Origin of the sequence: Mycobacterium sp. SMC-17 (genome assembly GCF_045310915.1) — a bacterium.
Classification (GTDB): Bacteria; Actinomycetota; Actinomycetes; order Mycobacteriales; family Mycobacteriaceae; genus Mycobacterium.
Map to the genome: position 1 here is coordinate 79,141 of NZ_JBJIAK010000021.1, position 20,719 is coordinate 99,859.

Here is a 20,719-nt window from a genome sequence, read left to right on the forward strand (position 1 = left end):
CGCATGGATCAGCGTCCGGTGGAGCGGAGCGACGGGGATGCAGTCTGGGCGAACCGTGCGGCCAGCGCCGAGACGGCGGTGTTCAACCGGCATATCCGGCGGCTCTGGGGGATACCCGGCACCCAGCTGGGCGTGGTGGCCTGGCCGTCGACGCGTGCCGACCGGCTGTTCAAGAGCTGGGACTACTGGTGGCAGGCGCACCTGCTGGACTGCATGGTCGATGCGCAGCTGCGCGACCCCCAGGAGTACCGCGTTGCCCGCATCAGCCGTCAGATCCGCGGACATCGCCTGCGCAACAACGGGTCCTGGACCAACAACTACTACGACGACATGGCGTGGCTGGCGCTCGCACTGGAGCGGTCCGGCCGGCTGGTCGGGGTGGCCCGGCCCAAGGCGCTCAAGACGTTTGCCGACCAGTTCCTCAACGCGTGGGTGCCCGAGGACGGCGGCGGTATCCCGTGGCGCAAACAGGACCAGTTCTTCAACGCACCGGCGAACGGTCCGGCCGGCATCTTCCTGGCCCGCCACGACCGCCTGCGGCGGGCGCAGCAGATGGCCGACTGGATCGACGGCACGCTGATCGACCCCGATACGCACCTGGTGTTCGACGGCATCAAGGGCGGTTCCATGGTGCGCGCCCAGTACACGTACTGCCAGGGCGTGGTGCTGGGCCTGGAAGTGGAGCTGGCCGTGCGTACCGGCGATCCGCGGCACGCGGAGCGGGTGCACCGCCTGGTGGCAGCGGTCAAGGACCACATGCTGGACGACGGCGTGATCAGGGGCGCGGGAGGCGGCGACGGTGGCCTGTTCGGCGCCATCCTGGCCCGCTACCTGACGCTGGTGGCCACGACCTTGCCGGGGGATACCGAGGCGGACGACGCGGCCAGGACGACCGCGCGCGAGCTGGTGCTCAAATCAGCGGAATCGGCGTGGGACTACCGGCAGTCCGTCAACGGCATCCCGCTGTTCGGCGCGTTCTGGAACCGTGCGGCCGAGCTGCCGAAGGACACCGGCGAGCAGGCGAAATCCGTTGACGGCGCGGTGAATTCGTCTGATATCCCGGAACGCGACCTGTCGGTACAGGTGGCCGGCTGGATGCTGATGGAAGCGGCCCACACGTTGACCGCTGAGGCCGGGGAGTCCTGACCTACTGCCCCTTCGGCGTCAACTCGCGGCAGTACGCGTAGATGGCCAGCCCGCCGAACTTGACGGCGTCGTCATTGGACAGGTTGCCGGCGTTCTTCTTCAGGTAGCTCAGTGCCGAGTTGACGCCGCCGCTGCGCATCGCACTACAGGTGCCGTGCGCGAGCTTGATGGCGGTGCTGTTCGGCATCAGGATGCCCTTGTCATGCACGGCCTGCAGGAACATCGGGTCGATCTGGTCGTCGGCGTGGGCGGGTACGGCCATCACGATGGCGGCCGCCGACGAGACCGCCGCGAACAGAGCTGCTGTGCGTGTGCGCTTCATTGGGATCCCCCATGCAAGATCGGTTTGCTGACAGGCTACGCGAGGCTCGGCGATCCCGGGTGGAGTCGCTTGCGTGCGACCACCGGAATTTCTTCAGCAGCGTCAGCGTCATATACTTAGACCGCATATTGCATTTTGATTTTTTGCTTATTTCGGAGGATGGCCATGGCCACGATGAAGAAGATTGCGTCGACTACAGCCCTTGCCGCAAGCCTGGGAGCTGCGCTTTTGGGTGTCGGTGCCGGAATCGCGAGCGCTGCTCCGGCGCACGACCCCGCCACGATCCCGCTGGACCGCGGCTGGGGCCACGGCCACGACGACTGGGACGGACACCCCGGCCGCGGTTGGGGTGCACCCGGCTGGCGTGGTCCGGGCTGGGATGGCCCTGAGGTCTACGTCAACCTGCCCTGCGTGACCGGCCCCGCCGGCATCGTGACCGTTTGCCCGTAGCTTTTTGCCGCTGACGATTCTCTGCCGCTGACGATTCGGCTCCTTCGCTCTGGGGAACCCCTGGCCTGTACCGCCAGATATCCCGGACGCGAAGGAGGAGAACGTTGGTACGCAAGACTCTCGTGATCGGTGTGGTCGCGCTAGGACTGGCCGGTTGTTCCACGGAGAACTCCAAACCGACTGCCGGCTCACCGAATTCGGGCTTGCGCGCGCCGCAGGTCATCGTTGACGGACAGCAGCGGCCGGTGAGCGGTGGGGTGACCTGCCACCAGGCGGGTGACAACGTCACGATCGGGATCGGCGACATCTCCAGCGGGGTCGGCGCGGTGGTGACGACGAGCGACCCGCCACAGGTTCGTACCGTCGGGCTCGGCACCGTCGACGGTGTCGCGCTGGGGTTCACGAGCTCCGAGCCCGGCGAGGCGGATCAGGCCGTCGCCGCCGTGCGGGGCAAGTCGTACGCGATCAAGGGCACCGCCAGCGGTAGCGACCTGAGCAATCCGCGGTCGCCGCAGCAGGTGAGCAAGAGCTTCGAGATGGATGTCGCCTGCCCGTAAGGTGCGCGATACGGCGTGACCCGCCAGGATGATTGGTCGTGACCACCCCGGCAGAGGATGCATCGCCCCGAGTGTCCCTGGGCACCGTACTGCGTGAGTGGGGCACCATCGGATGCATCGGTTTCGGTGGGCCGCCCACGCACATCAAGCTGTTGCGCAGCCTGTGCGTGGAGCGGCGCCGCTGGATCGGTGCCACCGAGTTCGAAGACGCGATCGCCACCTGCAACCTGTTACCGGGGCCGGCGTCGACGCAGCTGTCGATCTACTGCGCCTGGCGCGTCCGTGGCCGCCTGGGTGCGCTGGTCGGTGGCGCCGCATTCATCATTCCGGGGCTCATCGTCATCCTCGGCCTGGCGGCCTTGTTCCTGGTCGGTTCCCCACCACGGTGGGTGCTGGCCGCCGGGGCCGGCGCGGGCGCGGCGGTGGCCGCCGTCGCCGTCCATGCCGGGGCCGCATTGATCCCCGCGAGCTGGCAGCGGCGCACCAGCTCCATCCGGTGGCTGGTGTATGTCACATGCGGCGCGGCCGCGGCGGCGCTGCTGGGCCCGTGGCTGGTAGTGGTGTTGTTGGCCTGTGGCGCAATCGAATTGGTGCGGACGACGACGCTGCCCCGGTCCGGTGCTCGCAGCATGCCGGTCTTGGCGCTGCACTCCCTGACACTGGGCACGCTGGGTTCGCTGTGCTGGGTGGCGTTGAAGGTCGGCGCACTGTCGTACGGCGGCGGCTTCGTCATCATTCCGCTCATGCAGGCCGATGCCGTTGACCACTACCACTGGATGACCGGGGCTCAGTTCCTCAATGCCGTTGCGCTGGGCCAGATCACGCCGGGACCGGTGGTGCAGACCGTCGCCGTCGTCGGCTATGCCGCCGCGGGACTGCTCGGCGGGGTGCTGGCCTCGGTGGTGGCCTTCAGCCCGTCGTTCCTGTTCATCCTGTTGGGCGCCAGGCACTTCGACCGGATTCGCAGCAATGGATACGTGCGGGCCTTCCTGGACGGCGCGGGTCCGGCCGCTGTCGGTGCCATCCTCGGCTCGGCGGTGCCACTGGCCATGTCGATCAGCCAGACCTGGCAGTACGTCGTGCTGGCGGTGGCGGTGGTCGCGGTGTTCAGCCGGGTCAACGTCGTGATCACCTTGCTGCTGGCCGCCGGGGCCGGCGTCCTCGCCACCGCATTCGGCCTGCCCTTACCGGGCTGATCTGCCCGGTCGGAAGCCCGCAGGGCCTGCGAGGGCTGTCAGCAGCAATTCGGGTCGAGCACCCGGCACAGCGCGGCGAGTGCGTCGCGCCGCGGGGTGTGGTGCACGTTCATGCCCTGACGTTCGGATATGACGAACCCGGCGGCGCGTAGCTGGCCGAGGTGGTGACTGACCGTCGATTCGGCCAGGCCCACGGCGGCGGCGAGGGAGCCGGTGGTACAGGGCTCGTCACACGTGAACAGCAGCGACATCAGTTTCACGCGCGCGGGGTCGGCGAGTGCCTTGAGCCGCATGGCCAGGTCGAGGGCCGCGGCGTCATCCGTCGGGCTCGCGGCTACCGGGGCGCAGCACAACGGCGCCGACATGTCGATCACGGGCAGTGCCTTGGGCATGGCGCCGATGATACCCCAGCTTGTTGACATATATCGAAAAGGTGCGTAGAACAGTCTTGCGCGCAGATTCGACATACGTCACATACCCCAGGAGGTCTGCAATGTCTCGTGTGCAGCTGGCTCTGAACGTCGACAACCTCGACGAGTCGATCGCCTTCTACCGCAACCTCTTCGGCGCCGAGCCGGCCAAGGTGAAGCCCGGCTACGCCAACTTTGCGATCGCGAATCCGCCGCTCAAACTGGTGCTGCTCGAGAACCCGGGACACGGCGGGTCGGTCAACCACCTGGGCGTGGAGGTCGAATCCAGCGACGCCGTGCACGCGGAGATCGCCCGCCTCACCGACGCAGGGATGTTCACCGAAGAGGAGATCGGCACCACCTGTTGCTTTGCCACGCAGGACAAGGTGTGGGTGACCGCCCCCGGCGGGGAACGCTGGGAGGTCTACACCGTCCTCGCCGACAGTGACACCTTCGGCGCGGCCCCGAGTGGATCGGACGATGCGGTGTGCTGCGGGGCGCAGGCATGACGCAGACCGCTGACGCCGCTCCGGCGACAGCTCGACTCTCGACGCTCGACCGGTATCTGCCGGTCTGGATCGGGTTGGCGATGGCGGCCGGGCTCTTGCTCGGCCGCTGGGTCCCCGGACTGGACGTCGTGCTGGAAAAGGTTCAGGTGGACGGCATTTCGTTGCCGATCGCGCTGGGCCTGCTGATCATGATGTACCCGGTGCTGGCCAAGGTCCGGTACGACCGGCTCGACACCGTCACGTCCGACCGCAAGCTGCTGCTGTCCTCACTGGTGTTGAACTGGGTGCTCGGGCCGGCGCTGATGTTCGCGCTGGCCTGGCTGTTCCTCGCGGACCTGCCCGAGTATCGGACCGGACTCATCGTTGTCGGCCTGGCTCGCTGCATCGCCATGGTGATCATCTGGAACGACCTGGCGTGCGGCGACCGGGAGGCTGCAGCTGTTCTGGTGGCGCTCAATTCGGTGTTCCAGGTACTGATGTTCGCGGTGCTCGGCTGGTTCTACCTGTCGGTGCTGCCGGGCTGGCTGCACCTGCCGCAGACCGCGATTGCGACGTCCCCGTGGCAGATCGCGAAGTCGGTGCTGATCTTCCTCGGCATCCCGCTGGCTGCCGGCTACCTGTCGCGCCGGCTCGGCGAAAAGGCCAAGGGCCGCGCCTGGTACGAGTCGACGTTCCTGCCCAGGATCGGGCCGTGGGCACTGTACGGGTTGCTGTTCACCATCGTGATCCTCTTTGCGCTGCAAGGGCATCAGATCACCACTCGCCCATGGGACGTCGCCCGTATCGCGCTCCCGCTGCTGGTCTACTTCGCGATCATGTGGGTCGGTGGTTACGTGCTGGGAGCCGCCCTCGGACTCGGCTACGAACGCACCACGACGCTGGCGTTCACCGCGGCGGGTAACAACTTCGAACTGGCCATCGCCGTCGCCATCGCGACGTGGGGCGCGACCTCTGGGCAGGCCCTGGCCGGCGTCGTCGGGCCGCTGATCGAAGTGCCGGTTCTGGTAGCGCTGGTGTATCTGTCGCTGGCGCTGCGGCCGCGGCTGAGGAGTGTGCCCGCATGAGCCCCAAACCCAGCGTGCTGTTCGTCTGCGTCCACAACGCCGGCCGGTCGCAGATGGCGGCCGCGCTGTTGACTGAGCTGTCCGACGGGCAGATCGAAGTACGTTCTGCGGGAACGGCTCCCGCCGATGCGATCAACCCGGTCGCGGTCGCGGCCATGGCTGAACTCGGCATCGACATCACGGCTGAAGCGCCCAAGGTGCTGACGGCTGACACGGTGGAAGCGAGCGACGTGGTGATCACCATGGGCTGCGGCGACACCTGCCCGTACTTTCCGGGGGTGTCCTACCGGGACTGGAAACTCGATGACCCGGCGGGGCAACCCATTGAGGCCGTCCGGCCCATCCGCGATGCCATTGCCGAGCGGGTCCGGGACCTGGTCGCCGAACTGCTGCCGCGCTAGGCGAGACTCCCGAGGTACGCCTGCGACTCGATCAAGCCCTCGTCGCTGGGAGCCTGGCCTTCGCCGAACACCCGTTGCTGTTGCTTGGCCCGCAGATCGTGGTGTGCGTCAGCGGGTTTGACGAATCCGTAGCGGCGGCGCGCCTCTTCGGGAGTGAACACGGCATCGGTGATCGCCGGGATACCGAGGATGTACGGCGCGGCCACCTGGCTCACCGACGGCGCGATCAGCTGCGCCACTGCGAGTTTCAGCCGTGGGCTGCGATCGACGATGCCGTAGGCAACCTTGAGTACCGGGCGCACGGCGATGTCGACGACGCGGGGCTGGTCGAAACCGCTGAGCTTGCGCATCCAACGCGGCATGGTGGCAATCGTGCCCGCGCGCAGGACGAGGTTGATGAGCTCGACGACCGGCTTCAGTACCCACGGCGCCGGAGGCAGCACGACTTTGGCATTGAGCAGGTGGTCCATCATGGCGCGGGCCGCTTCACTGACCGCCAGATGTGGGCGCATCTCGTCGAAGTACGCGCGAACACCGGCGCTGGTACGCGGTACGTCGGCCGGGTCGCAGGTCTGGAATTCGGCCGCGACGGCGCACTCTTCCCAGTACTGGTTCTCTTCCTCTGGGGTGAGCTTGCCGCCGCCGTACATCTCGTAGGCGGTCAGGACCGAATGCCATCCGGTCAGCAGGATCCACAGCTGTGAGTGCGGGTTGTTGGCGTCGTACTTGTTGCCGCTGACCGGCTCTGTGCCAATCGCTTTCGAATGCACCTTCACGAGCACGTCCGCGGCCTTGACCACCGACTCGCTGTCGCCGAACGCGACGGTTGCGAAATACCGGACGGTGCGGTCATAGCGGGTGCGCGGTCGGTCGTAGTTGGCCTGTGTGGCGTCGACGGCCGCGATCAGCGACGGGTCGAGTTCCTCGACCACAACGGCCCGCTGGAGGCCGGTGACTGGAGTCGTGGTGTGTCCCCACACCTTCCAGGTGACGGTGCCGGGGCCGAAGAAGCCGTAGTCGGCGAGGGGTTGCACTGGCTGGGGCACGACTTACTCCTTGATCGTCAGGCCGCGGCGAACGCGCGGCACATGAGTCGTCCGTAAAACTCACCGAGATTGTCTGCGTCCCAGTCGTTCTCGGGGTCGAGCAGGGACCGGACCGCCGCCTCGCTGGACGACACGAACAGTTCGGTCAGAACCGGCATCTTGCGATTGAGGTCGGTGGTCTGCCACCACGTAGTCAGTGCCGGTGCGATCCAGCGCGACGAGCTGCTCGCGAGTGCGCGGCGGGTCTCCGCGACCATGTCGGCGACCGCCGGGTCGGCGTGCGCCAGGTAGACGAAACGCCAGGTATCCGGCTGGTCCTCGACGGCGTGCAGCAGCGCGCGATAGCCGTCGATGAACGCCGCCTCCGGGTCGTCGCCGCGGCCGGTGTGCAGCGCCGCCAACAGGGTTTCGCGCAACGACTCGCCTTCGCGATCCAGCAGGGCGGCAAGGAGTTCCACGCGGTCCTTGAAGCACGAATAGACAACCGGCCGGGTGACGCCGAGGTGGGTGGCAACGGCACCGATGGTCACCGCCGCGGTGCCGAATTCCGCAGCGATCTGTAGTGCGGCATCGAGGATCTGCGGACGGCGGCGCTCCGGGCCCAGGTGGGCGGCCCGCTCGCGGGGCTTCGTTGCGGCGTCGGTGGCCATGAACTGAATGTAGCAGGATTATTCTTGTTTGAATAATTTTTCTTCATCCTTGTAGGATTGCTCGCCATGACCATGCTCAACCCGCACAAGCCGGACTTCGCCGACTTCGACGAGCGGACCCAGCAGATCTTCATCGCCACCATCGAGTTCTTCGAGAGCCACGGCAAGGCCTGGCTGACGCAGCAGGACCGCGACCGCGTCTGGTACGCGGAGTTCATCGAATTCCTCAAGAAGGAAAGGGTTTTCGCGACGTTCCTGACGCCGGCATCGGAAGCCGACGGTGACCCCGACAAGCGCTGGGACACCGCTCGCAACGCGATGTTCAGTGAGATCCTGGGCTTCTACGGCATGCAGTACTGGTACGTCTGGCAGGTCACGATCCTGGGACTCGGCCCCATCTGGCAGTCATCCAACACCGCGGCCCGCAAGCGCGCCGCCCAGCTGCTCGAGGCCGGCGAGATCTTCGCGTTCGGCCTATCGGAGAAGGAGCACGGCGCGGACGTGTACTCGACGGACATGGTGCTGACGCCGGTCGACGACGGCTACCGGGCGAACGGCGGCAAGTACTACATCGGCAACGGCAACCTGGCCCGCATGGTGTCGGTATTCGGCCGCCGGGCAGACAAGCCGATCCTGGACAGCTCGACCGCGCTGGACGGCGGCAAGCCCGACGAGGATTTCGAGGGGTATCTCTTCTTCGCGGCCGACAGCCAGCATGCCGACTACAAGCTGCGCAAGAACGTCGTCAACGGCCAGATGTACGTCGCCGCTTTCGATCTGGAGAACTACCCGGTCGCCGCCGACGACATCCTGCACGCCGGCAAGGGCGCGTTCCACGCCGCGATCAACACCGTCAACATCGGCAAGTTCAACCTCGGGTTCGGCTCCATCGGCACGTGTGAGCACGCCATGTACGAGGCGATCACGCACGCCGAGAATCGAATCCTGTTCGGACAGCACGTCACCGAGTTCCCGCAGATTCGCCGCATGCTCACCGAGGCCTACGCCCGGCTGGTCGGTATGAAGCTCTACAGCGAGCGCGCCGTCGACTACATGCGGTCGGCGTCGTCAACGGATCGGCGCTACCTGCTGTTCAACGCCATCGAGAAGATGACCGTCACCCGCGAGTGCGAGAAGATCATCACGCTGTTGTCGGACACCATCGCCGCGCGCGGCTTCGAGAACGACATGTTCTTCCCGATGGCCTTGCTCGGCTCGGTCGGCCTGCCCCGCCTTGAGGGCACCGTCCACGTCAACATGGCGCTGTCGCTGAAGTTCATGCAGAACTTCATGTTCCGTCCCGCCGACGCCGGACTGCTGGTGCTGCAACAGCTTCCCGTCGAGTACTCACCCAACGTGGCGACGCGGGCGCTGGCCACCGGCCTACGTGCGGCCGGCTCGGCACTCATCCCGCGGGTGGCGCGGATTCCGGTGGCGCCGGCGGCATTGCGATCCGACCGTCTGCCGGCGGTGCGCCGCCGCCGCGACTTCACCAACGACGACTTCCTGTTCCGGCAGGGCCCCAGCCGCGGCCTCGGGCGGGTGGCATTCGCGGACTGGCGCGGCATCCTGGAGAAGTTCGTGCACATCCCCAACGTCGCGGTGTTCCTCAACCAGGCCAACGGGTTCCAGACCCTGCTGGCCGCGGCCACACCGAACGCGCAGCAGCAGAACGACGTCGACTTCCTGTTCGCGATCGGTGAGCTGTTCACGCTGCTGCCCTACGCGCAGCTGATCCTCGAGCAGGCCATCATCGACCACACCGACGACGACGTGCTGGACCAGCTGTTCGAGGTTCTGGTCACCGACTTCTCCCGGCACGCCACCACGCTGCATTGCAAGCCGACCGCCACCGCGGCGCAGAAGAAGCTCGCGCTGGATCTGATCGCGGAACCGGTGGGCGACCCGGAACGCCTGGAGCGCATGGTCCGTACGGTGCGGGACCTGGCAGGTCGGTACGAGATGGCGCCCTAGTCGGACACGAACTGAGTGACGTAGGCACTCAACGGAACCAGCGAAATCCGGTCCAGCAGCTCCTGTGCGGCGGCGCGGTCCTCGGCCGTGCCCGTGCACTCGATGCGGCCCAGCAGCCAGATGATCGGGGCGAGCGAGCGGTGTTCGGTGACACCGGCAGGCAGTTCGCCGTTCCAGCTCGGCCCGGTGATGGCATAGGTCTGCGGCGTCGTCCAGGCGACGTGCTCGTCGGCGTCATCGAACACGTCGGCCCGGCCGGAGAGCACCTGGAACAGGTATCTGCGATCGGCGGCGTCCGGCAGTGTCAGCACCCAGGGCTCGGCGTTCACGTCGAGGAACCGGTCGACGTACATGGCGTCGGTGATGCTCGTCCGCATGAGTTGCTGCAGTGGGCAGCGGCGGGGTGCGGTCGCACCTTCGGCGCGATAGGCCCGGCGAGCCGTGGGGCCGGCCAGGATCACCAGTGCAGCCATGGCGATGGACAACGTGCCGCACCACGGCAGGACATCGGCTGCTGACATGACGGCCGTGCTCCAATCCGGGTGTGGCCCATGGTTGGTCGCGGGCCGGGTTCGGTCCGCTCATCCCACTGTGCAGGACGGCGCTGCCCGAAGTCTTGACATCTAGAGACTGATTCTTGACAGTTCGGGACAGCGCCATCCAGGGCAACAGCCGAGTATCAGCAAGGGGCGCCGGGCGGCGTGTAGTACGGCACGCCTTCGTCTGTGTAGCAGGGAACTTCACCCGCGACATACGGGACGTGCGCCGCCGCAATGGCAGTGCCGACGGCGACGTCGCCCGCGATGTTGGTGCAGCCGCCGGCGGAGAAGTGCCGGCCGCCCGCGCTGGCGCAGACATCCGCGGCGGCGGTGGGGGCCACCGTCAACGGTGCCACGGCCAGGGCCACGCCCATCAGTGGGACGGAAACCAGTGCGGTGATGCGTGGTGTCATGGTGCTCCTTGGGTTGATCAAGGCGAAATCGGCTCGCGTCGAGTACGTTTCGTGGCTTACGGGAGTTTTGTCACGGCCGGTGGCTGCCAGGTGCCATCGATGATCGACGGCGGGTTCTGCTTCGGCCAGTAGAGGCGCAGCATGAGGTTGAAGGCGCCGGCGGGTGCGGGCAACCAGTTGGCCTGCTTCTCCGGTCCCGGATTGTCGTGCTGCAGATACAGATCCACGGATCCATCGGGGTTGCGGGCCAGGTTGTCGCGCTGGCTGAGCGTGAAGCGGTTGAGCGGATTGGCGACGAAGAAGTAGCCCTCGTCGTACATCGTCAGCGACCAGAAGCCCTCGGCGGGAGGCAGCTGGTCCTTGGCGAAGTGCATCACGTACTTGTTGGCGCCGTTGTACGGCTGGCCCGCGGCATCGGTTTTCGATGTCGGGTAGACCGCGTCCTGGGGCCGGTTCGCGCCCAGCCCGATGGCGGTGATCAAGGCGCGCTGCAGGTAATCGGTGCCGTATTCGCCTGTCTTGGTGGTGAATTGCCACCCGTTGATGGTGTTGAGAGTGCCGTAGTGGCCCATGATCTTCGCGACGCCGTCCTTGGGTACGGACTTCAGCGCGGCAGCCACATCGGCATCGAGCTTGGTGATGTCGAATTTCTCGCCGGGCACGATGCCGATGCGGGCCATCTTCTCGATGATCGGCTTGTCGGCCGCGGCGGGCGGGTTGTCCTTCAGCAGGGCGGCAAGCATGTCGAAATAGGCTTCGGTACTGAGGTTTTCAACCTGGTCACGGACCGGGGTCTTCATGTCGATGCTGGGGTCGACCTTCCCGGCCGGCGGGGTGTAGGGCTTTCCGTATGAACTCAGCGGCACCAGCGAAATCTGGTCCTGCATCGCGTGCACGGCGGCATAGTCCGCAGGCGTGCCATCGCAGTAGATGCGGCCCATCAGCCACACCGTCGACGTCGGCGACTTGTACTCAGTCACGCCCGCGGGCAGCGTGCCCTTCCAGTTCGGGCCGGTGATGGCGTAGGTCTGCGGGCCGGTGCCCGTCGTGCGTTTGCCGGGAACCTGGAACACATCTGTCCAGCCCGACAGCATCGGGAAAAGGTAGTACCGGTCGTGGGCGTCGGGCAGCGTCAGGATCCACGGCTCGTCTTTGACGTCGATGAACCCGTTTGTGTACAGCGTGTCGGCGTTGGGCGCGGTGACGTCGCGGAACGCGGCGTTCGGGTACTCCCGCATACGCATCAACTGGCCCATCGGGGCCCGGGGCGCCTGCACCTGGGCGACGTTCGTCATGACCCGCCGCGTCATCTCGACGGTGTTGAGGGCGTAGCCGTAGACGTACGCGTCGACCGCGATGGCCTTGGCCTCGTCGGCGGACAGCTTCGACGGTTTGCTGGATGTGGAACAGCCGGCGGCTGTGGCCGCCAGCGCTGTGATGGTCAGGGCAGCCAGCGTCCGGGTCCACCGGCGATGTCTGTGCAGCATACGGGAAGTGCTCCTATTTCGTTGTTGTGCAGGACACATTGCCTGTACCTGCGGCGCGACGCTGCACCGGCTGATCGTGGGATTCGACTGTGCTGCACCATACCGGTTTGTGTCTTGACATTTCGCGACAAATTTTTGACAGTTAGAGACATGGCGATGATCCGGGGTACGGCGCTCACGTGCTTTCCCGAGTTGGTTGCTGAACTCGGCGGCGACGGTGACGCGCTGCTGGCCGCGGCGCATATCGCGAGCGCGGACATCGGCCGTCACGATCGGTTCATCTCCCTGCCCAGCGGCGCCCAGGCGCTCGAGTCCGCGGCGGTGGCACTGCGCACTCCCGATTTCGGACGTCGACTTGCATTGCGCCAGAACATCGACATCCTCGGACCCGTCGGGCTGGCGGCCCGCAACGCCGAAACGGTCGCCGATGCGTTCGTCATCTTCGACAAGTTCATGGCCGCCTACAGCCCCGCGATCAGTGCCCGGATCACCGTCCCCGTCGGAACCGACCTGCGCCGCTTCGAGTTCGAGTACCTTCTGGACCCGGCGCCGCCGCAGGCGCAGGCCATCGAGTTGTCACTCGGTGTCACGCTGCAGGTGCTGCGACTTTTCCTGGGCCCGGACTACCGCCCGCTCGCGGTGCACCTGCCGCATTCGGCGCGCACCCCGGCCGGCGAGTACCAGTCCTACTTCGGCTGCCCGCCGTCGTTCGGTGAACCGGTCGCCGGCTTCACACTGCGCGCCGCCGACTTGGAGCGGCCGTTGCCCACCGACCGCATCGCGCATCAGACGGCCATGGACTACCTCATGAACACCATCGGTGAATCCGAGCCTGCCACAACGCAATTGGTCCGCACCCTGGTCCGTCAGTTGCTGCCCGGTGGAGCCGTGGGGCTGCAGGACATCGCCCGGCATGTCGGCCTGCACCCAAAGACGCTGCAGCGACGCCTGTCGGCCGAGGGCGCGACGTTCGGTGACCTGGTCGATCAGACGCGCCGCGAGACCGCGCAGCGGTTACTGCTCGATACCGAACTGACCCTCGACCAGCTCTGCCGGAATCTCGGCTATGCCGAACAGAGCGTGCTCACGCGGTCGTGCAAGCGGTGGTTCGGCACGACGCCCACGGCCTACCGGAACGGCCGGCGCTGACGACTCAGCCGAGCCGCGTCCAGAGGCAATAGCCGGAGAACTCGACCGAGGACGCGGTGGGCGCCACGTCGAAGTGCAGCGTTTGGTCCGGTCCGCCGTCGGTCGCCACGGGCGCGCTGACCACACCGGCGCTGATCACCGCGCGCTGCTCGACATGGCATCGGTTCCCAGGACCGAGCGGCGTGCCACTCCACTTGCCGGACATCAGGTTTGGATTACGCATGCCCTGACCGTGCAGGGCGATGACGGGGCCGGTGCTCCACCAACGGTCGCTGGGTTCCGCGGGTAGTGCGACGGGCTGCCAGCGCCCTTCGTGGCACTGCAGCGGGGTGTTGGCGCCCGACCTGGGCGCCGGCGTCGTCGGCATGGTGGTGGCTTCGTCCGCCGTCGGCGGACACGGCTGATCCTGTTGTGGCGCAACGGGATCAGCCGCGCAGAGGGGCGCGACCGCGGTCGCCAGGGCGACTGCGGCCATCGCGACGGTCGTGCGAATCATGGCTACAGCTTCGTCAGATCGGTCTTCATCAGCATGACGTTGTACTCACTCCACAGTGACAGGTTCCAGTACAAGTCGGTACCCGTGCCCAGGGTCGACGGCGACCAGGGTTGCATCATGGGCGCGTAGATGCCGCCGTTCTGTTGCGGTATCAGCACGGTGGCCGCCGACCACGTGCCCTGTGGGGCGTCGGCGGTGCGCAGCACGACGTTGTTGAACTGGTCGGCGTAGAGCGTCACGTACTTGCCGAGCGTCGGGTTGTACTGCACCGACATCTCGCTGACCTGGTTGCCCGGCTTGCCGATGCCACACGCGCCGGTGTCCCTGCCGAACACCACGCCGGCCTTCGACGGGTCCTTGTACCAGCCCTGTTTGATCGCACCGATGCCGAACCAGCCGCCTGCGCTGCCCTTGTTGTAGTACTCGTACTTCGACACGTCGAGGATGTCGGCTTCGGCCACTCGCGAGATGTAGGCCGCTCCGCCGCGGCCGTTCGGGGTGCCATACGAGTAGACGTAGCCGTCCCCCGGACGAACCAGGGCCGCCTGCTGGAAATTGGCGTTGCCGCCCCAGTTCTGGCGGACGCTCTGCGGTGCGATGGTCCAGTTCTCGCCGTTGTCGGTCGAGTAGGCCATGGCCGAGTAATTCGTCGTCCACTGCCCGGGCGCGCCCCACTGCTTGACCGACATGAAGCTCAGGTACTGGGTGGCGCCGAACTGGGTGCCCGGTGTCGGCACCGAGATGCCGGAGGTCGGGATCAGCGTCACCCCGGACGGTAGACCCGCCGGGAGTTTGGCGGGCAGGATGATCTGGCGTGCTGTCGTCGGCGACGACAGCGGCGTACCGCCGAACATGTTGCCGTTGAACCACTGACCGGCCGGGATCGAGATGCCGTCGGCGAGGTTGGCATCCGACGAGCGGAACAGGATGTTGTTGAGCCAGTTCCCGGTCATGTTGGGGCCGCTGAAGGTGTCGCCGAACGCCATCAGCACCTGGTGCTCGTTGATCGGGGTGCTGGGATCGTCGGCGATGCCGTTGTCCCACGCGGTGCCGACGTCGGTGCCCCAGACGCCGAACCGGTTGTAGGTGTCGTTGGGCGCGAAGTTGCCCGTCACCCAGTCGACGAAACTCGTCGAGGGACTGAGCTGTTGACCCGGTGTGGGCCAGGCCGGCCGCGGGTTCATGACCGTGGTGAGCGCGGCCATGGGATTGCTCAGCACCTGGCCGGTGGTGGTGAGTGCGCTGACGACGTTCTGCGGCTTGATCGCTGTCAGGAGGTTGTCGATCTCTTTGCGCGCGAACGCCAGCACGGTCCACGCCAGCGTCGGCTGGGCCGGGCTGCCGAACGGATTGAACGCCCAATTCAGCGCGCCGGACACGGCTTTCATCACGGCGGCCACCGGGTTGGTCGGCTTGACCGTGGGTGCGGTGACGTTGGGGGTGAGCAGGTTCGTCGTCGCCGACACCGGGTTCGGCGACGCCGTGACCGCACTGGTGGTGACCTTCATGACCGTGGGTGCGACGGCCGCCACGCTGACCGGCTTGGGCTCCGCGGTCTGCTGGGCGGCCAGCGGCTTGGCGGCGGGCTTGTCCGGAGTCAGCTGTGGACGTTTCGGGGTTTTCGGGACCGTCGCGGTGTCGCTCGGGTTGTCGTTCTTCGGCTTGTTCGTGCGCTCACGGCCCTTGGCCGGTGCCTTGGTGGGTTTGTCGGTCTTGGGGTCAGGCGTGGTCTCGGTCTCAGGGTCAGCTTTGGGATCGGCCTTGGGGGCGGACGAGCTGTCGCCGGTGCTGCCCGCGGCCGGAGTCTCGGTCTTGTCGCCGCCCTTCTTGGGCCGGGGCTTGTCGCGACGCGGCTTGGTGGGGCTGCCCGAAGTGCCGGACGCGCCGGCGTTCTCGCCTGTCGTGGACGTGGCCGCCGGGCCGGCGGGCGTTCCTGATTCAGTCTGGTCGGCCCATGCGACGCCTTGGCCCGATGCGATCGCGGTTCCGATGCCGAGTGCGACGGCGAGCCTTCCGACCCGGCCGACGTAGCGTGCGGCGCTCATCGTGTCTCCCTGCTGTTCCAGCTAATTAACTAATGGAACAACATCGGCCCGAACCGCGGGAGACTTTTGGACGGTTGTTTCGGTTTCGACACCGTCAGCGAAGCAGCCCGGCCTCGCGGAGTGCGTCTTCGTACAACTCGATGGCGTGGTCGATGCCGCGATCGACCCAGCTGTCGACGAAGGCCACCCGGTCGGCGATCAGCTGGATTCCGGTGGCCCAGCGCTCGAAATCCCCAGTGCGGCGCAGGATGTCGATCTGGACGCGGGTGCCCTTGATGTGGATGAACCCGCCCAGCTCGGTAGTCTGCGGACGCAGCACCGTGACGTCGAAGCCTTCGATCCGGCCGTCGTCGACGAGGGCCTGCAGGTAGCCGCGGGCGTCGCGCAGCGCCGCGAGGGCCTGCAGTTCCCGTCCCGGGGTGGGCAGTCCCCAGGCAATCCAGATTCCGGTCTCGGACATGGCGCCCTACGCTACGCGCGAGCCGAGCAGTCGGCGGGGAAGACGCGGACGCCGCATGGTGCGCGCCACCCATTCGCCGAGGGTCACCCCGGCGGCCAGCGTGCAACCGACCATGACAGCGGTGAACAGATTGGAGATGGCCGCCAGGGTCTGTCCGGCCATGATCTCGGACAGCCCGCGGTAGACGGCGAGACCTGGCACCAGCGGAGTGATGCCGGCGACGGCGACGATGATCGGCGGGACGACGGCGCGCCGCGCCAGCAGGCCGCCGGCCAGACCGACGACGGTGGCGGCGACCGCGGAGGCCACGATCGGGCCGAGCCCCGCGTTCAGGATCGACCCGACCAGACCCGCGCCGACCGCGCCCGACGCGAACGAGGTGGTGAGCGCCTTCAGCGACGCGTAGCTGGCGAGCGCGAAGGCCGCTGACGCCAGGCCGCCGGTGAGCACCATGATCGGCAGCGGCGCATAGGGGAGCACCTCCTGCTGCATCGGCGGCAGGCTCGCGCCGAGGGTGCTGGTCAGTCGCAGCGCGATGCCCACGCCGCCGACCAGGCCTGCGGTGTAGACCATCACCTCGATGAACCGGCCGGCCGCTGTGACGGGCGCACCCGTGATGGCGTCCTGCACCGAACCGACGAGCGACAGCCCGGCCATGAGCACGATGATGCCGGACACGATGATGCGGTACGGCGCGACGACGGCGCTGTGCTCGATGGCCAGCTTGTAGATGAACGCGGCCGGGACCGTCGCCATGAAACCGCCCATGACCTGCTGGAAGAAGTAGGGCAGCCCGAGCTTGCCGAGAGAGACGTTGGTTCCGTAGATCGCGGCGGTGGTGACGAACGAGACGATGGCGAGCGTCGGGCTGCCGCCGAGCATGAGCGTCACCGCGGCTGCCATCAGCGCCCAACCCGACAGCGCGACCTTGCGTGAATACGGATGGTCGGCGGCGACAATGTGGTCCAAGGCCGCGCGGGCGGGCTTGAGGCCGAGGTGTCCGCGGCCGATCTGCCGCAGCAGCGTGTCCACCTGCTCGAGCCGGGTGTAGTCCAGCGAGCGGTACTTCACCGTGCGCATGTAGTTGGTCGGCGGCAGTCCCGGACCGCGGCGGGCCGAGACGTGGATGGCGTTGTAGGTGACGTCGACGGCGCAGTCCGGCAGCCCGTAGGTGGCGGCGACGAACGCGATCTGCTTACTGGTGTCGATGGCACCGGTACCGGAGTCCAGCAGCACCTCGCCGACGTTCATCGCCAGCTCGACCACTTCGGTGACGGCGCGCTCGTCGCTCAGGTCGACGGGCTGTGCCGGTGCGATGACGGGCAGTCCCGCGGTGTCGGCGGTGGACGGCCGGTCACCGAGAATTCGCCGCCGCGCGGAGGCGACGCGATCACGCAGTGTCACAACAGAATCGTAGGTCCCAGGTGTGAACCGCCAGCATTTGCGCGGTGCCGTGTGCCAGATCACGGCCGGGCGACGTTCGGTTGGCCGTCGGTCCGCCGACTACACCTTGCGAACGCGTTCAGAGGGGAGTCGGCGTGAGGGACTTTCGGCCGGGCGGCCGATGGTGGCGGCGGTCGGCCCGCTGGTGGCCGGTGGTGGTGGCGTTGTTGGTCACGGTCGCCCTCGCGATCGCCGGCGAGCATTGGTTGGCGGTCCTCGCCGGTCACCGGCTGAAGTGATGCCCGCCGCATCACCGGGCATGTGCAGGAACCGCCGACCTAGGATTGAGGTCAGCGTGGGGCGAGGGGGATGAAGGTGACCGACGATCCGGTGATCGCGCAGTTGTTGCAAGCGGTCGAGCAGAGTCCGGACGCACTGGCTCTGCGCCTGCACCTGGCAGGACTGCTGGCGGAACGGGGCCGGCACGCCGAGGCGTTGACGCACTGCGGTGCGGTGCTGGCCGTCGACCCGACCGACACCACGGCGCAGGGCTTGTTGCAGCAATGCACCGCGGCGCTTGCTGCCCCGGCACCACCGCCGGAATCTGTTGCACCGCAACCAAAGCCATCGTTCGACTGGGAAGCGGCGGAGGACCAGGTATCCGACATCATCAAGCCGGCGTTCGTCGACGAACCCACTCAGGCAGTGGGTGAGGACGACTTCGAGGCGGTTACCCGCAGCGAAGTCCGGCTCGCCGACGTCGGTGGCATGGACGCTGTCAAGAAACAACTCGAGCTCTCGCTGCTCGGGCCGCTGCGCAACCCCGAGTTGATGAAGGCCTACAAGATGTCGGCGCGCGGCGGTCTGCTGCTCTACGGACCGCCCGGGTGCGGGAAGTCGTTCATCGCCAAGGCGGTGTCGGGCGAGTTGGGCGCGAACTTCTATCAGGTCGGCATCGCGGACGTGTTGCACCGGTGGTTCGGTGAGAGCGAGCGCAGCATCCGCTCGGTCTTCGATACCGCGCGGCGCAACGCGCCCTGTGTGCTGTTCTTCGACGAGGTCGACGCACTGGGCCACCGCCGGTCCGCGTTGAGCGGTACGTCCGGCATCCGGACCATCGTCAACACGCTTCTGGAAGAACTGGATTCGGCATCGGCCAGCAACGACGGTGTGTACATCCTGGGCGCCACCAACGCGCCGTGGGATGTCGACGCGGCGCTGCGCCGACCGGGACGTTTTGACCGGATGGTCTTCGTCGGTCTGCCCGACACCGAGGCCCGGGCCAGCATCGGGCGGCTGCATCTGCAGGATCGCCCGATCGAGGGAATCGACCTGTCCGCATTGGCGGCCCGGACGGCAGGATTCTCCGGCGCGGATCTGGCTCATGTCTGTGACACCGCAACGCAATTGGCGATGGCGGACTCGCTGCACACCGGGCAGGTGCGGCCGGTGCGGATGTCCGATGTGGAGGCGGCGCTGCGGCAGGTCCGCCCGTCTACCGGTCCCTGGTTCGATACGGCCCGCAACGTCGTCGAATTCGGCAATCGGGACGGTACCTACGACGAGCTGGCGAAGTACCTGCGTCGCAACAAGATTCGGTGACCGCCGAAAGTGTCGAGGCCGCGCTGCAGCAGGCGCGGCTGTACCTCGACGTCGACAACCATCAGCGCGCCCGCGAGGTGCTGGCCGCCGCGCTTTCGACGGCGCCGGATGACCCGGTGCTGTTGACCCTCGATGCCCAGGCCGCCGTCGGGCTCGGCGACTACATCGGTGCCGAGCGCCGGCTCTATGCGGCACTGAAATCAGCCCCTGATGACGAGCACGCGCTTCGCTTGTACGCGTTGGCACTTCGAGGGCAGGGCCGACTCAACGAGGCGAAGTGGATGGCATGGCGGGCCGTCTGCGTCGATCCGAACGAGTACCGGACCCACCTGGTGTACGCCCAGATCCTGTCGGACGAAGGCTGGCTGGATGCCGCACTGGCGGAGGCCACCGAAGCGATCCGCCTGGAACCCACCGATCCTTCGCTGTTTGTCCTACGAGGGAACATCTTTCGGAAGATGTCGCGAACCGCCGAGTCCGATGCGGAATACACTGCCGCGCTGCAGCTGCAACCCGATCACGCGGTAGCGACACACAACCTGGCGGTCAACCGGATGTCGCGGGGCCGGCTGTTGGGTGCGCTGCGGGGTTTCCTCGGCGCCGGCACGCTGGACCCGGCCCTCGGCGGTTTGGCGCGCAGCAACATCGCACTCGCGATGGCCCGGTGGCTGCGGTGGTGCACTGCCGGAGTGTTGTTCCTCCTGTGGCTGCTGCTCGTCACAGCAGCTCCGGGTAACACGCTGGGTATGGGACCACGGATCGGTATCGCTGTGGCGACTGTCGGTCTCGGCGCCGCGCTGGGAAAGCTCGTTGTCACCGTCGGGCGCCGGACCTTGGCCTCGGCGCTGAAGAGCGGGCCACTGCTGGCGGTGCGCCTTGTCGTCGTCGTTGTCGCGGTGATCTTGGGAGCTCTCACCGTCGTCAGCCCCCACCAGTTGGAGGTGGTGCAGATCGGTGCGCCGATGCTGCTCATCATGACCCTCGTGCTGGCCTGGGTAGGTCGCTTCACGCGGCAGTAGGCAGGTACGAGGGTCGCGTCGTTTTGCGTTAGTACGACTGGCCGTTGGCGTACCGCTCGCGCCGGAAGTGGCGGCCGTTGCCGCGGTTGCGGCTCTTGTACGTCGGCAACTGGGAGTCGCAGTTCGGGCAGATCAGCCGCAGGTTCTCGCGACGGTTGTTCGTCGGGTCGCCGTCGATGTGGTCCAGGACCAACGCCAGCGGCAGGTCCTGCCAGGTTGTGTCTCCACCGCAGATCGCGCAGCAGCCGGATTGAGCGCCGAGAAGATAATCCCGGATGTAATGACCTTGATGGCTGTCGATTCGCCCGACGCCCGTTTCAAGCCGAGCAATGATCAGAACCTGTGGATGAGCCTTGGTAGGGCGGCGTGAATGTGGGCGCGCCTTCCCGGGGATGATCACA

Annotated in this window: 22 protein-coding genes and 1 pseudogene; 11 read left to right on the top strand and 12 right to left on the bottom strand. The window is 66.9% G+C overall.

Translation table 11 applies throughout. The features are described 5' to 3' along the window. Positions 1-3: 3 nt before the first annotated feature. On the top strand, positions 4-1,146 hold the full coding sequence (locus ACJH7A_RS15600) for a glycoside hydrolase family 76 protein (protein ID WP_212808156.1): 1,143 nt from the start codon (positions 4-6) through the stop codon (positions 1,144-1,146). Between the two features lies 1 nt (position 1,147). Here the strand turns inward: ACJH7A_RS15600 and ACJH7A_RS15605 are convergent, their stop codons facing one another. Continuing rightward, entirely contained in the window at positions 1,148-1,468 is a 321-nt protein-coding gene (locus ACJH7A_RS15605) for a DUF732 domain-containing protein (RefSeq protein ID WP_212808157.1), read from the bottom strand. 165 nt (positions 1,469-1,633) lie between these two features. On the opposite strand from ACJH7A_RS15605, the gene ACJH7A_RS15610 reads away from it, so the two are divergent. The 3 genes from ACJH7A_RS15610 (at position 1,634) to chrA (ending at position 3,671) form a co-directional block, all read left to right on the top strand. Then, positions 1,634-1,918 (top strand): hypothetical protein, encoded by a 285-nt coding sequence (locus ACJH7A_RS15610; RefSeq protein ID WP_212808158.1) that lies wholly within the window; start codon positions 1,634-1,636, stop codon positions 1,916-1,918. 131 nt (positions 1,919-2,049) lie between these two features. Then, on the top strand, positions 2,050-2,475 hold the full coding sequence (locus ACJH7A_RS15615; RefSeq protein ID WP_406802302.1) for a lipoprotein LpqH: 426 nt from the start codon (positions 2,050-2,052) through the stop codon (positions 2,473-2,475). Between the two features lie 38 nt (positions 2,476-2,513). Then, complete coding sequence (gene chrA, locus ACJH7A_RS15620; protein WP_406802292.1) at positions 2,514-3,671, top strand: chromate efflux transporter; 1,158 nt, start codon at positions 2,514-2,516, stop codon at positions 3,669-3,671. Between the two features lie 38 nt (positions 3,672-3,709). Here chrA and ACJH7A_RS15625 read toward each other — a convergent pair whose 3' ends face one another. Further along, on the bottom strand, positions 3,710-4,063 hold the full coding sequence (locus ACJH7A_RS15625) for an Rv2640c family ArsR-like transcriptional regulator (protein WP_318984658.1): 354 nt from the start codon (positions 4,061-4,063) through the stop codon (positions 3,710-3,712). Between the two features lie 101 nt (positions 4,064-4,164). Here ACJH7A_RS15625 and ACJH7A_RS15630 point away from each other — a divergent pair, with 101 nt between their 5' ends. Then, positions 4,165-4,590, top strand: a complete 426-nt coding sequence (locus tag ACJH7A_RS15630; RefSeq protein WP_212808161.1) for an ArsI/CadI family heavy metal resistance metalloenzyme — start codon at positions 4,165-4,167, stop codon at positions 4,588-4,590. Further along, positions 4,587-6,055, top strand: a pseudogene (gene arsB, locus ACJH7A_RS15635) (ACR3 family arsenite efflux transporter). The gene ACJH7A_RS15630 and the pseudogene arsB overlap by 4 nt, the downstream one beginning before the upstream one ends. Here arsB and ACJH7A_RS15640 read toward each other — a convergent pair. Further along, entirely contained in the window at positions 6,052-7,101 is a 1,050-nt protein-coding gene (locus ACJH7A_RS15640; RefSeq protein ID WP_318984656.1) for an oxygenase MpaB family protein, read from the bottom strand. The pseudogene arsB and the gene ACJH7A_RS15640 sit on opposite strands and share 4 nt — an antisense overlap. 17 nt (positions 7,102-7,118) lie before the next feature. Beyond that, positions 7,119-7,751 (bottom strand): TetR/AcrR family transcriptional regulator, encoded by a 633-nt coding sequence (locus ACJH7A_RS15645; RefSeq protein WP_318984655.1) that lies wholly within the window; start codon positions 7,749-7,751, stop codon positions 7,119-7,121. 66 nt (positions 7,752-7,817) lie between these two features. Here ACJH7A_RS15645 and ACJH7A_RS15650 point away from each other — a divergent pair, with 66 nt between their 5' ends. Continuing rightward, positions 7,818-9,725, top strand: coding sequence for an acyl-CoA dehydrogenase (locus tag ACJH7A_RS15650; RefSeq protein WP_318984654.1), 1,908 nt, complete (start codon positions 7,818-7,820; stop codon positions 9,723-9,725). Here ACJH7A_RS15650 and ACJH7A_RS15655 read toward each other — a convergent pair. The 3 genes from ACJH7A_RS15655 to ACJH7A_RS15665 form a co-directional block, all read right to left on the bottom strand. Then, positions 9,722-10,246 (bottom strand): DUF1254 domain-containing protein, encoded by a 525-nt coding sequence (locus ACJH7A_RS15655; protein ID WP_318984653.1) that lies wholly within the window; start codon positions 10,244-10,246, stop codon positions 9,722-9,724. The genes ACJH7A_RS15650 and ACJH7A_RS15655 overlap by 4 nt on opposite strands. Positions 10,247-10,404: 158 nt before the next feature. After that, positions 10,405-10,677 (bottom strand): hypothetical protein, encoded by a 273-nt coding sequence (locus ACJH7A_RS15660; RefSeq protein ID WP_212808167.1) that lies wholly within the window; start codon positions 10,675-10,677, stop codon positions 10,405-10,407. Positions 10,678-10,733: 56 nt separating this feature from the next. Continuing rightward, positions 10,734-12,164 (bottom strand): DUF1254 domain-containing protein, encoded by a 1,431-nt coding sequence (locus tag ACJH7A_RS15665; protein WP_406802293.1) that lies wholly within the window; start codon positions 12,162-12,164, stop codon positions 10,734-10,736. Between the two features lie 150 nt (positions 12,165-12,314). On the opposite strand from ACJH7A_RS15665, the gene ACJH7A_RS15670 reads away from it, so the two are divergent. Continuing rightward, a complete protein-coding gene (locus ACJH7A_RS15670; RefSeq protein ID WP_406802294.1) occupies positions 12,315-13,313 on the top strand; it encodes an AraC family transcriptional regulator in 999 nt (332 codons plus the stop codon). Positions 13,314-13,317: 4 nt separating this feature from the next. Here ACJH7A_RS15670 and ACJH7A_RS15675 read toward each other — a convergent pair whose 3' ends face one another. The 4 genes from ACJH7A_RS15675 to ACJH7A_RS15690 form a co-directional block, all read right to left on the bottom strand. After that, positions 13,318-13,809, bottom strand: coding sequence for a hypothetical protein (locus ACJH7A_RS15675; RefSeq protein WP_212808170.1), 492 nt, complete (start codon positions 13,807-13,809; stop codon positions 13,318-13,320). Between the two features lie 2 nt (positions 13,810-13,811). Then, positions 13,812-15,854 carry a DUF4185 domain-containing protein gene (locus ACJH7A_RS15680; protein ID WP_406802295.1) on the bottom strand — a complete coding sequence of 681 codons (2,043 nt, stop codon included), beginning with the start codon at positions 15,852-15,854 and terminating at the stop codon, positions 13,812-13,814. A 94-nt stretch (positions 15,855-15,948) separates the two neighbouring features. Next, complete coding sequence (locus ACJH7A_RS15685; RefSeq protein ID WP_406802296.1) at positions 15,949-16,314, bottom strand: hypothetical protein; 366 nt, start codon at positions 16,312-16,314, stop codon at positions 15,949-15,951. A 6-nt stretch (positions 16,315-16,320) separates the two neighbouring features. After that, positions 16,321-17,718, bottom strand: coding sequence for a threonine/serine exporter ThrE family protein (locus ACJH7A_RS15690; RefSeq protein ID WP_406802297.1), 1,398 nt, complete (start codon positions 17,716-17,718; stop codon positions 16,321-16,323). Positions 17,719-17,852: 134 nt separating this feature from the next. Between ACJH7A_RS15690 and ACJH7A_RS15695 the strand changes: the two genes are divergently transcribed. From ACJH7A_RS15695 to ACJH7A_RS15705, 3 genes are all read left to right on the top strand, one after another. Next, on the top strand, positions 17,853-17,996 hold the full coding sequence (locus tag ACJH7A_RS15695) for a hypothetical protein (protein WP_212808174.1): 144 nt from the start codon (positions 17,853-17,855) through the stop codon (positions 17,994-17,996). 76 nt (positions 17,997-18,072) lie between these two features. Next, positions 18,073-19,299, top strand: coding sequence for an AAA family ATPase (locus ACJH7A_RS15700; RefSeq protein ID WP_406802298.1), 1,227 nt, complete (start codon positions 18,073-18,075; stop codon positions 19,297-19,299). Beyond that, the gene (locus ACJH7A_RS15705) at positions 19,296-20,318 is read left to right on the top strand and encodes a hypothetical protein (protein ID WP_406802299.1); all 1,023 of its coding nucleotides are present in this window, start codon (positions 19,296-19,298) and stop codon (positions 20,316-20,318) included. The genes ACJH7A_RS15700 and ACJH7A_RS15705 overlap by 4 nt, the downstream gene beginning before the upstream one ends. A 28-nt stretch (positions 20,319-20,346) precedes the next feature. On the opposite strand, the gene ACJH7A_RS15710 is transcribed toward ACJH7A_RS15705, so the two are convergent. After that, positions 20,347-20,655 carry an HNH endonuclease gene (locus ACJH7A_RS15710; RefSeq protein ID WP_406802303.1) on the bottom strand — a complete coding sequence of 103 codons (309 nt, stop codon included), beginning with the start codon at positions 20,653-20,655 and terminating at the stop codon, positions 20,347-20,349. Positions 20,656-20,719 lie beyond the last annotated feature (64 nt).

Bases quoted from the DNA above. Each gene is read 5' to 3' on its own strand.
- ACJH7A_RS15645 (WP_318984655.1), bottom strand. From the start codon at position 7,751: ATGGCCACCGACGCCGCAACGAAGCCCCGCGAGCGGGCCGCCCACCTG.
- ACJH7A_RS15670 (WP_406802294.1), top strand. From the start codon at position 12,315: ATGGCGATGATCCGGGGTACGGCGCTCACGTGCTTTCCCGAGTTGGTT.
- ACJH7A_RS15630 (WP_212808161.1), top strand. From the start codon at position 4,165: ATGTCTCGTGTGCAGCTGGCTCTGAACGTCGACAACCTCGACGAGTCG.
- ACJH7A_RS15605 (WP_212808157.1), bottom strand. From the start codon at position 1,468: ATGAAGCGCACACGCACAGCAGCTCTGTTCGCGGCGGTCTCGTCGGCG.
- ACJH7A_RS15650 (WP_318984654.1), top strand. From the start codon at position 7,818: ATGACCATGCTCAACCCGCACAAGCCGGACTTCGCCGACTTCGACGAG.
- ACJH7A_RS15610 (WP_212808158.1), top strand. From the start codon at position 1,634: ATGGCCACGATGAAGAAGATTGCGTCGACTACAGCCCTTGCCGCAAGC.
- ACJH7A_RS15675 (WP_212808170.1), bottom strand. From the start codon at position 13,809: ATGATTCGCACGACCGTCGCGATGGCCGCAGTCGCCCTGGCGACCGCG.
- ACJH7A_RS15685 (WP_406802296.1), bottom strand. From the start codon at position 16,314: ATGTCCGAGACCGGAATCTGGATTGCCTGGGGACTGCCCACCCCGGGA.
- ACJH7A_RS15625 (WP_318984658.1), bottom strand. From the start codon at position 4,063: ATGCCCAAGGCACTGCCCGTGATCGACATGTCGGCGCCGTTGTGCTGC.
- ACJH7A_RS15660 (WP_212808167.1), bottom strand. From the start codon at position 10,677: ATGACACCACGCATCACCGCACTGGTTTCCGTCCCACTGATGGGCGTG.
- ACJH7A_RS15655 (WP_318984653.1), bottom strand. From the start codon at position 10,246: ATGTCAGCAGCCGATGTCCTGCCGTGGTGCGGCACGTTGTCCATCGCC.
- ACJH7A_RS15665 (WP_406802293.1), bottom strand. From the start codon at position 12,164: ATGCTGCACAGACATCGCCGGTGGACCCGGACGCTGGCTGCCCTGACC.
- ACJH7A_RS15680 (WP_406802295.1), bottom strand. From the start codon at position 15,854: ATGAGCGCCGCACGCTACGTCGGCCGGGTCGGAAGGCTCGCCGTCGCA.
- ACJH7A_RS15600 (WP_212808156.1), top strand. From the start codon at position 4: ATGGATCAGCGTCCGGTGGAGCGGAGCGACGGGGATGCAGTCTGGGCG.